This window comes from Simplicispira sp., assembly GCF_028687295.1.
In the GTDB taxonomy this organism is placed as follows: Bacteria; Pseudomonadota; Gammaproteobacteria; order Burkholderiales; family Burkholderiaceae_C; genus Simplicispira; species Simplicispira metamorpha.
In genome coordinates this window covers 1-8867 of the sequence record NZ_JAQUAL010000141.1, presented here as the reverse complement: position 1 = coordinate 8867, position 8867 = coordinate 1, and the positions used below count along the sequence as shown (strand labels likewise).

Annotated in this window: 10 protein-coding genes and 1 pseudogene; 4 read left to right on the top strand and 7 right to left on the bottom strand. The window is 59.5% G+C overall.

The features are described from left to right. The first annotated feature begins 70 nt into the window (after positions 1 to 70). Positions 71 to 1291, top strand: a complete 1221-nt coding sequence (locus tag PHX69_RS13370) for an alpha/beta hydrolase family protein (protein WP_288044298.1) — start codon at positions 71 to 73, stop codon at positions 1289 to 1291. Positions 1292 to 1443: 152 nt separating this feature from the next. Here the strand turns inward: PHX69_RS13370 and PHX69_RS13365 are convergent. Next, positions 1444 to 1884: pseudogene (locus PHX69_RS13365) on the bottom strand (XRE family transcriptional regulator). Between the two features lie 195 nt (positions 1885 to 2079). Between PHX69_RS13365 and PHX69_RS13360 the strand changes: the two are divergent. Together PHX69_RS13360 and PHX69_RS13355 are read left to right on the top strand one after the other, a co-directional pair. After that, positions 2080 to 2811 carry a hypothetical protein gene (locus tag PHX69_RS13360; RefSeq protein ID WP_288044295.1) on the top strand — a complete coding sequence of 244 codons (732 nt, stop codon included), beginning with the start codon at positions 2080 to 2082 and terminating at the stop codon, positions 2809 to 2811. Beyond that, positions 2804 to 3388 carry a hypothetical protein gene (locus tag PHX69_RS13355; protein ID WP_288044292.1) on the top strand — a complete coding sequence of 195 codons (585 nt, stop codon included), beginning with the start codon at positions 2804 to 2806 and terminating at the stop codon, positions 3386 to 3388. The genes PHX69_RS13360 and PHX69_RS13355 overlap by 8 nt, the downstream gene beginning before the upstream one ends. A 203-nt stretch (positions 3389 to 3591) precedes the next feature. Here the strand turns inward: PHX69_RS13355 and PHX69_RS13350 are convergent, their stop codons facing one another. From PHX69_RS13350 to dtd, 4 genes are all read right to left on the bottom strand, one after another. Beyond that, a complete protein-coding gene (locus PHX69_RS13350) occupies positions 3592 to 3912 on the bottom strand; it encodes a HigA family addiction module antitoxin (protein WP_288044289.1) in 321 nt (106 codons plus the stop codon). A 59-nt stretch (positions 3913 to 3971) separates the two neighbouring features. Then, complete coding sequence (locus PHX69_RS13345; RefSeq protein WP_288044286.1) at positions 3972 to 4715, bottom strand: phosphoribosyltransferase; 744 nt, start codon at positions 4713 to 4715, stop codon at positions 3972 to 3974. Positions 4716 to 4976: 261 nt separating this feature from the next. Continuing rightward, a complete protein-coding gene (locus PHX69_RS13340) occupies positions 4977 to 5294 on the bottom strand; it encodes a YnfA family protein (RefSeq protein ID WP_119014763.1) in 318 nt (105 codons plus the stop codon). Continuing rightward, entirely contained in the window at positions 5291 to 5800 is a 510-nt protein-coding gene (gene dtd, locus PHX69_RS13335) for a D-aminoacyl-tRNA deacylase (protein WP_288044282.1), read from the bottom strand. The genes PHX69_RS13340 and dtd overlap by 4 nt, the downstream gene beginning before the upstream one ends. 202 nt (positions 5801 to 6002) lie before the next feature. On the opposite strand from dtd, the gene PHX69_RS13330 reads away from it, so the two are divergent. Next, the gene (locus PHX69_RS13330; RefSeq protein WP_288044279.1) at positions 6003 to 6497 is read left to right on the top strand and encodes a GlcG/HbpS family heme-binding protein; all 495 of its coding nucleotides are present in this window, start codon (positions 6003 to 6005) and stop codon (positions 6495 to 6497) included. A gap of 141 nt (positions 6498 to 6638) precedes the next feature. On the opposite strand, the gene dbpA is transcribed toward PHX69_RS13330, so the two are convergent. Together dbpA and PHX69_RS13320 are read right to left on the bottom strand one after the other, a co-directional pair. Further along, the gene (gene dbpA / locus PHX69_RS13325; protein WP_119014765.1) at positions 6639 to 8042 is read right to left on the bottom strand and encodes an ATP-dependent RNA helicase DbpA; all 1404 of its coding nucleotides are present in this window, start codon (positions 8040 to 8042) and stop codon (positions 6639 to 6641) included. Positions 8043 to 8088: 46 nt separating this feature from the next. Next, positions 8089 to 8867 (bottom strand): DUF4010 domain-containing protein (locus tag PHX69_RS13320; RefSeq protein WP_288044277.1); only part of this gene is annotated, 779 nt, incomplete at its 5' end.

Here is an 8867-nt window from a genome sequence, read left to right as displayed (position 1 = left end):
CGGTTCAGGCGTGGGTCGCCCAGCTCTATCGTCTTGAACTCATCTGCCAGTGCCACCGCCGCCTCCTTGTGTGCTTACCCAGACAGGTTGCAGTTTAGGGGCCGGGGGACTTGTGTGTAATGGGATGAGCCAAGCCCACTCCGCCACCGAACTGGGCTCGGGCGTTCAATATGAATTGATATCGCACTGGAGCAAAGAAAAGCTCAACGAGATACTGAAAACAGATTTTCCAAAGTTTTCTGGTGTTCCCGTCAATTATGGCCAGGCAAACAACGGCATCAAACTCTACCGGGTGACATACAGGTCGGTCATTCCTGAGCGGGCCAACAAATCCATCCAGACCAGCGGCCTGGTGGCTATTCCAGACAACGCAGAAACCCTGAAAAACCGCGCCCTTCCGGTGCTATCGTACCAGCATGGCACGGTGTATGGAAAAAACGAAGTACCCTCCGTTCCAAACGAATCGCCCGAAACACAGCTGATGCTGGCGCAATTTGGCGGACAGGGTTATGTGGTGATTGGCGCCGATTATTTTGGCATGGGCAGCGCCCCTGAACCCGAAGGCTACATGGTCAAGGCCAGCCACCAGCAGGCCAGTTATGACATGCTTTTGGCAAGCCAGTCTGTGCTGAACCACCTGAAAGTCAACACCAACCAGTTGTTTCTCTCAGGTTGGTCGCAAGGGGGCTTTGTCACCATGGCGTTTCTGGAGAAGCTGGAAAAAGAAGGCATCCCAGTCAGTGCCGCGGCCACTGCCAGCGCGCCACTGGATGTGTTTGCCATGCTCAATGGCTTTTTGAACTACCCACGCGCCATTGATGCCAACTGGATCAATTCCACCATCATTCTCTCGGCATTTGCCTTTGAAAATTATTACAACGTGCCGGGAATGGCCAAATCCGTTCTCAACGACGAATATTACGAAATATCCAAAAAAGCCTACCTGCGCGAAAAAATCAATCCCGAGAATATCCCCACCGATTTGCGCAAGCTGGTGCGGCCCGAGTATTTTGACCATCGATTCTTTGCCGCATCACCATATGGCCGCTTGCTGAAAGACACCACAGCCTACAGCTGGATATACCAAAGCCCGGTTCGCAATTACTATGGCGAATCGGACGAGGCCATTCCTGTGGGCATCGGCAAAATGGCCATGACCTACCAGCAATCGATTGGCAATGGCAACCCGAATGTCATTGCCATTTCCACGGGCAAAACCTCCCACCGGGGCACCTATGCGATGGCCGCGCCAGAGTGGAAAAAGTGGTTTGATTCGCTGGTGAAAAAATAATGCTCCTGCGCGCGGCCCGTGCTGCGGACTACGGAGACGCCGATGGCGCCTCGGTGGCCGCTGCGGCTGCGTGCCGCCGATCTGGCCATCGCCATATGGTCAAAGTGGCCTCCAACCCTTGCTGGATGGGCGCAAGCAGCTATCTTTTTTGATTATTCGGGGCGGATTTTTTCGGCAGCGCCATCCTGCGGCGCAGCCCCGGCGCCATGCACCTTGGCAAAGGTCAGGATGACCTCGCGGATCAGCTTGCGTTGGGGAATGGGCAGCTTCAAAAAAGCCTCAAAAATATCCCGATCCTAGTAGCCCACCCCGCTGTCCCAGCGAGCACGGCGCTGCTCTACCTTGCGTTGGATTTCATCGCCAAAGTTCAGTTGCTGGGGCGGCACGCCCAGCCACTCGGCCAGCACCAAGAGCTTTTCGTGTGTGGGCAATGTCTCGCCGCGCAACCAGCGGCGCACGCCGTGCAACGTCATGGGCTTGCCCCAGTAGCGCGTATTGAACTCCCGCTCCAACACCGACGGCTTCGGCTCGTATCCCGCTGCTGTCATCGCGTCACGTAACCGGTTCGCAAACATATTTTTTGCGTTTTGCATGTAGTTACGCTATTCGGAGCCTTTCTCATCGAAGAAACATCCCTGTATAGTTACCAAAATTACGTAACTATTGATTACGTAGGTAGCTTGCTGTGCCAAGGAATGCGAGTGCCTCAAGGCTCAAGCCACTGCTCAAAATTTTGCAAAATCAATCTGATTGATTTTGATGATTTAAAAAATTAATAGGAAACAGAATTGCGATATATTTTTTTACTCGCATCCCTCTTTTGCGCTGCAGCAGCGGCACAGCCCGCATTGAAAGTTTCAGAAGCTGTTTGGCAGAGAATTTCTGTGGATGAGCGTGCAGCTATTCAACAGAGATATTTAGTTGAAACTGTTGGATCAGAAAGTTTTGGAATTATTATTGATAATCAAGGAGCTGATCGTTCTACGCCAGGTACTAACAGTGGCGCTCTGCTCGGTGAATCCATTGCAAGCGCAAGCTATATCGATAAAGCATTGGGCAATGGAAATTACTCTGCCAAAAATCACTTAGGCGTCATGCTCCTTGGGGGATTGCTTGGAGCTGCACTAGATAGCAAGCCGCAATCTCAGTACCAGTTCCGATATGCCATTCGGCTTGGAACGGGCGGGGTGGTGTATCAAGACACTTTTTCATCCGAGCCTTTTAGGCATCCAGTCGGTGTATGCGTTTTTCTGCCATCGGTAAGCATTGCGCCAGAACAGCATCTTTGCACTCAAACCGTCGAGTCTTTCCGAGGGGCTCACATTCAGAATGCACAGCCTGACCCCACGTCTTCGCACCCAAGTGCATCAGTAACAAGCACTGCACGCTCAATACCTTCTGATCTTGGCAGTAACAGTGAATCAACAGAGTTTGTTTACTGCAAAGTTAGCACCCTCGCACCCGTGAAAACTTCACCGGAAAAGTGCAAAATTATTAATGGAGTTATATTAAATGATTAAATCTATTGCCACAGTTGGATTGGCGCTTTTTCTCTCGGGATGTGCTGCAACATACACATTGGGAACCAAGAAATTTGATAATGAGCAGGCATTTCAAGCAGCCGTCGAAGATGAGCGGACTCAGGCACTTTCTCAAGTGCAGAAATTGCCAGGACCGCTGACAAAAAAGAAACTTATTGCGGCATTGCCAAGCGAACAGGCTCTTTATGCGGAAAATTCACGCAGGCATACTGCTGTCACAGGAAAGCCGCTAATGGGAATTGGTATTGAGCAAAATAATAATATGTCAAAATTTGCTTATAAGATGACAAAGGTTTTCTTTGATGGAGTTCAGAAGCGCGGAATTTATTCCAGCGTTGAAATTCGTGACATGCCGAGCATGGCGGTATCCATCGAGCCTTCACAAGAATATGATGTGCTTTATTTCACGGAGCCTTCGGTGGGCTCTGGTCAATATTTTTATGCTTCAGCAAAGCACGGCAAGCAAGTTTTTGCTTATGACAGATCTGGAGAGGGCGTCACAGCAAAAGTTAATGCTTTTATCGAGGCAGCCCAAGTACAAGCCATCAAGGAATAAATTTTTATAGACTTGGCCTGAATGCCAAAAAAATAGTGGCGCGCTGCGCGTAGTGGGCGTGTTTGGCTTTGAGGCCAAGGTGGTTTTAGCCGTTGACGCTATTTGAAAAGTCCATCACGTCGCGTTATTGCTGCGAGTATTTTTGGAAAAAGCCAATGCTGCCAACTCGCGCTTGCTGGCCCGCAGTTCAATTTCTTGCTGTGTCAGGCGGCGCGGCTCTGGGTATTTGCCGACCAGTTCACACAGCTTTCGCGCGCCAGTTCCTCTGGCGTAGAAGGGCGCGGCTGCGTGGCTTTGATGTCGTAGTCGGCTTGCAAATTCAACCAGTACTGAGGGCTTTGCCCAAAGGCCCGGCCCAGGCGCAGTGCCATTTCTGCCGTGACCGGGCGTTCCCCGCGCACCAGCTGCGCGATGCGCATGGCAGACACCCCGAGCAACTTGGCGAAGGCCGCTCGCGTCAGGCCCAACTCGTCCAGGATTTCGCGCAGAAATTCGCCGGGGTGGATGGCGGGCAGGCCAGACACGCCAAAACCAATGCCACAGGGCCTGCTATTAGCCACGTGCTTGATGGCGCACGTAGTTTTCAGGAAAGCGCTGTGCCATCTCCTGTTTGCTCTGCCTCAGCAATGCGATCTCGGATGGTGTCAGCCGTCTCGGTTCGGGTGAGGTACCGAGCTTCTGATTCAGTAAGCGCGTCGAAGGTGTGAGCGAAATGTCCGATCCACCAGTTTTCAAGTTCTGTTCCATGTTTTTCCCTCAGTGCTTGCAAAGTTTGGGGCAGCGGCGTTAATTTGGCCGAATAGGGCTTTCCTGTCAGCGCTACCGCTGCTACCACGCACCCGCCGTTGGATTCGATATGGCCCTTCAAGTTCGCCAAGGTGCCGCCCATGCCCACAAAGTCATCCACCAGCACGTATTCGCAACCGGCCTTCACCGGGCCTTGAAATTCGGCTTGGCGCGCCATACGCCAGAAACCCTTGGCGCTGGTATGCCCCACCACATTGACCTGAACAATGCCTGTATCCACAGGCCAGCCAAGCACTTTCCCCAGCAACTCGGCAAAAACTTCAGGAATCGCATTGATGCCTTGGCGCTCAACGGCGTGGGCACTGACCAGCGTTGGTGTGCGCACGCCAAGCAATTCCTCCAGAGCGTGCGTTTTTTCCAAGCTGAATGTATCCACCACCAGATCGGTGGCGGCATCGTCGTCACCCGATTTCGCAGCTTTGTAGGCCGGGTGCTGTTTGACGGCAGATTCTGTCGCGTGAATCACGACATCAGGAAACGTGCCCCATGCGGTGCGAGGTGGGTGAAAGGTGACAGGCATGGTCAGAATTCTCCCACCACGGCGCACCTGCCGCTGCGGTGGTTTGGCAAGGGTGTGGTGGCAGCGCGCAGCGGGCTGAAGTTTCACCCCGGGCAGAAGCAGGCCATCCTGAACGCCATCGTGGCGCACGAGGTGCTGGGCGCGGCATCGCTACAGGCGATTTCGCTGTGATTTTTGAGGTAAAAACAGCCTCCAGCCCTTGCATGGCTTGCGCTGGCAGCTCTCATTTTTGAAGCACCCTGGGGCCAGCCCTCTACCGACTCAGCGCGGCTGAAAGGCAATCAGCGCCATACCCAGCAGGGCGACGGCCACACCGGCCACGTCCCAGGCAGAAGGGCGCACGCCGTCCACCGCCCACAGCCAGACGATGGCGGCGCCGATGTACACACCGCCATAGGCGGCATAGACCCGGCCCGAGGCAGTGTCGTGCAGGCTCAAGAGCCAGGCAAACAGCGCCAGGCTGGCCGCTGCGGGCAGCAGCAGCCACACCGGGCCGTGCTGGCGCAGCCACAGATACGGCAGGTAACAGCCGACGATTTCGGCCAGCGCGGTGGCCAGGTAGAGCAAAAAGGTTTTCACGCCGCCGTGCCGACGACCGTGCTGGTGCTGCCGTTGGGCTGTGCCGCCGCCGGGGCCACACGCAGCGGGATGGTGACAGGGCCATCGTTGACCAGATGCACCTGCATATCGGCGGCAAACTCGCCCGTGGCTACCACCGGGTGGGCGGCGCGGGCCTGGGCGACCAGGTAGTCGTACAGGCGGCGGCCCTCATCGGGGGCGGCGGCCTGGGTGAAGCTGGGGCGGTTGCCGCTGCGGGTGTCGGCGGCCAGCGTGAACTGGCTCACCAGCAGCAGGCCACCGGCGCTGCCCTGGCCGTCCAGGTCTTGCACGCTGCGGTTCATCTTGCCAGCGCCGTCGCTGAAGATGCGCAGCTTGAGCAGTTTGGCCAGCAGTTTGTCGGCCTCTTTGTCGGTATCGCCGCGCTCGGCGCAAACCAGCACCAACAAGCCCGCGCCAATCTGCCCCACCACCTGCCCCGCCACTTCGACGCGCGCCTGGCGCACACGCTGCAACACACTGATCATTCGTCACTCCTTCCAAGGCGGGCGATTACACCAGACCGCACGACGCGGCCCACCACCCTGCATGGGCACGGCGAGCGATGGCATCGGCTGCGCAGCGCTGGCACTGGTAAGCACCCGCATGGTCAGAGAGGGGCTTTCTCTCTACAGTGGGGGTGCAGCGCCGTCATCGTTGCGCTGCCTACCCGCCAACGGAGAACCTTCCATGCCACACCCCATCCTCCAGACCTCGGCCCTGGCCCTTGCACTGATGGCCACTGCTGCCAGCGCCCAGTCCGTGCGCACCGAGCAAAACATCTCGCTCGATTTGGCCAACCAGATTGCCGCCCACACGGTGGCCGCCTGCGCGGCCAACGGTTATGCCGTCACGGCCACCGTCGTGGACCGCGCGGGCACCGTGCGCGCCGTGCAGCGCGCCGACCATGCGGGCCCGCACACGCTCGATGCCAGCCGCCTGAAGGCTTACACCTCGGCCTCGGCCAAGAACACCACGCTGGCCATGATGGAGGGCGCACAAAAGAACCCTGCCGCCGCCAACCTGGTGCATATCCCGGGCTACCTGCTGCTGGGCGGTGGCGTGCCGGTGAAGGTGGGCAATGAAGTGATCGGCGCCGTCGGTGTAGGGGGCGCGCCAGGCGGGCATCTGGATGAGCAGTGCGCCATGGCAGCCCTGGCCAAGGTACAAGAACAGCTCAAGTAAACCGCTGCGGGGCGCCGACGTGTTCACGCGGCGGCAGCCTCTGCTATTGCTATTGCTATTGCTATTGATTCAATAGCTGCTCGCGCTTGATCTGCGGGCGCTGAAGGCACTTTGGATGCCTATTCCAGCGCTGCCAAGCCGTCAATCCGTGACCAGCCGTGCCTTGACGCTCTTGCCTTTGACGCGCCCGCTGTTGAGCCGCTGCACCACCTGCGGCGCAATGCTGCGCTCTACGGCCACGTAGGTGGAGAACTCGTTGACGTTGATCTTGCCCACCTGTTCGCGCGTGTAGCCCATGTCGCCGGTGAGGGCGCCCAGCACGTCACCGGCGCGGATTTTTTCCTTGCGCCCGCCAATGATTTGCACCGTGGCCATGGGCGGCACCAGCGGGCCGCTGCCGGTGGGGGTGAGTTCGCTCAGGGGGCTCCATGCCGATTCACGCCCTTGCAGCACCTCGATTTTGCCGACGCTGCCCATCTCGTCCATGCTGGCCAGATTCAGCGCCAGCCCCTCGGCATCGCCCCGGCCCGTGCGGCCAATGCGGTGGATATGCACTTCGGGGTCGGGCGTGACATCGACGTTGATGACAGCAGCCAGGTTGGCAATGTCGAGGCCGCGCGCGGCCACGTCGGTGGCCACCAGCACCGAGCAGCTGCGGTTGGCAAACTGCACCAGCACCTGGTCGCGCTCGCGCTGCTCCAGTTCGCCGTACAGGGCCAGCGCGCTGACGCCCTGGGCTTGCAGCACGGCCACCAGATCGCGGCATTGCTGCTTGGTGTTGCAAAAGGCCAGCGCGCTTTCAGGGCGAAAGTGGTTCAGCAGCAGGCCCACGGCGTGCAGGCGCTCGCTGTTCTTGACCTCGTACCAGCGCTGCTCAATCTTGCCCGCGCTGTGCTGCGCCTGCACGGTGATTTGCTGCGGGTTGCGCATGAACTGCTGGCTGAGCTTGGCAATGCCTTCGGGGTAGGTGGCCGAGAACAGCAGCGTCTGGCGCTCTTTGGGGCACTGGCGCGCCACGGTGGCGATGTCGTCAAAAAAGCCCATGTCGAGCATGCGGTCGGCCTCGTCCAGCACCAGGGTGTTGAGCTGGTCGAGGGCAAAGTTTTGCCGCTCCAGATGGTCCATGATGCGGCCCGGCGTGCCCACCACAATGTGCGCGCCGTGCGACAGGCTTTGCGCCTGGCCGCGCAGCGGCACGCCGCCGCACAGGGTGACGACCTTGATGTTCTCTTCGGCGCGCGCCAGGCGGCGGATCTCCGCGCTGACCTGGTCGGCCAGCTCGCGCGTGGGGCACAGCACCAGCGCCTGCACGCCAAAGCAGCGCGGGTTCAGCCGCGCCAGCAGCGCCAGGCCAAAGGCCGCCGTTTTGCCGCTGCCAGTGCTGGCCTGGGCAATCAGGTCTTTGCCCAGCAAAGCGGGGGGCAGGCTGGCGGCCTGGATGGGGGTCATGCTGGTGTAGCCCAGCTGTTGCAAGTTCGAGAGTTGGGCGGGGCTCAGGGCCAGCGCGCTGAAATCAGTGCTGGCTTGGGGGGTTTGGGATGTCATGGCCGCGATTATCCGGCGCGGCCACCCAGCGACCACCGCGCTGCGGCTATTGCAAGGCCAGCACGCCCACAAAGGCCAGTGTGTGCGCCACGATGCCTGGCGCTGCGGCCAACGCATAACGCCAGCCGCCGCTGAGCAGGGCCACGGCGCATTTGCTGCACGCATGCACCAGCATGGCCACCATCAGGGTGAACTTGACAGCAGGCGCCTCGGCGCTGCCGGGCAGGCCCTGCACCAGCACGGCGGCAGTGGCGGCGTGGGCATCGACCAGCGAGGCCAGCAAAGTGCCCACCAGCATGCCCGCATCGCCCTGCCACAGCGTGAGCGCATGCACGCCCACCTGGATGCCGGTGAGCAGGCCAGCAATCAGCACGGCATCGCGCAGCTTGAACATGGGGGCATTGGGCAGTACGGGGGCGGGGGCGGCATCGTCACTATCGGCCACGCCGGGGCCGGTCGCGGTGGCGCCTGTGCCCTGGGGCGAGCGCCCCTGTGCCCGCTTGCGCCCACTCCACCAGCCCCACGCTGCCGCCGCAGCAGCACCGGCCATGGCGGGCAGCCACAGGGGCCGCAGCCACTGCGGCTGCACGGCGGCGGCCACCACCAGAATCTGCACCATGGTGGCGGTGCATGACAGCACGGCGGCGGCGGCATGCAGGCGCACCACGCCCTGGCCAGCGCGCACCTCCATGCCCAGGCTGGCGATGGTGGCCGTGCTGGAAACAAACCCCGAGGCCAGCGCCGACAGCGCCATGGCATTGCGCGCCTGCATCAGCCGCTTGCCCACATGCGCCAGCGACTGGATCACCAGCAGCACAATCACCA